Raw genomic sequence first — 437 nt, 5'->3', positions numbered from 1 at the left:
TATTCTTGCCGACGCCCATCAGCAGCACGGGCGTGAACTCGAGGCCTTTCGCCCCGTGCATCGTCATCACGGACACCTGCTGGTGCGAGGCCAACTCCGCATTCCGGGTCTGCACCGCATCAATTCCATGATCGGCCAAACCGCTAACGATGCTGCTGAGCTGCCCGCGCGTCCGGCACATCACGCCGACACGCGCATCCGGGTTTTCCGCCATCCACTCGTCAATAAACAACGACGCCGCAACAAACTCGTCTGCAGCAGATTAAAAAACGAGATGTATTGCGGCAAGAGGTGGCAGAAAACCGAAGAGTTTGGCGCTGCCATTGCTGCTTATATCGAGTTTTATAACAATCATCGAATTAAAGTCAGTCTCAATGGTATGAGTATCGCGCGTTATAGCATGGCTGCGGTAGTGTGAGGTTGAAAGTGTCTAACAT

The 437-nt window shown here is 53.5% G+C and carries 1 protein-coding gene and 1 pseudogene; one reads left to right on the top strand and one right to left on the bottom strand.

The features are described 5' to 3' along the window. Nucleotides 1-61, bottom strand: a 61-nt coding sequence (locus BKN05_RS12660) for a hypothetical protein (RefSeq protein ID WP_353743559.1), incomplete at its 3' end; no start/stop codon positions are given. 198 nt (nt 62-259) lie between these two features. On the opposite strand from BKN05_RS12660, the pseudogene BKN05_RS12655 reads away from it, so the two are divergent. Next, a pseudogene (locus tag BKN05_RS12655) lies at nt 260-418 on the top strand (IS3 family transposase); the annotation flags it as partial. Nucleotides 419-437 lie beyond the last annotated feature (19 nt).

This window comes from Corynebacterium sp. S5S1, assembly GCF_001913985.1.
Classification (GTDB): Bacteria; Actinomycetota; Actinomycetes; order Mycobacteriales; family Mycobacteriaceae; genus Corynebacterium; species Corynebacterium marquesiae.
The sequence above is the reverse complement of the archived record's forward strand: the minus strand, read 5'-3'. Positions and strand labels throughout refer to the sequence as shown.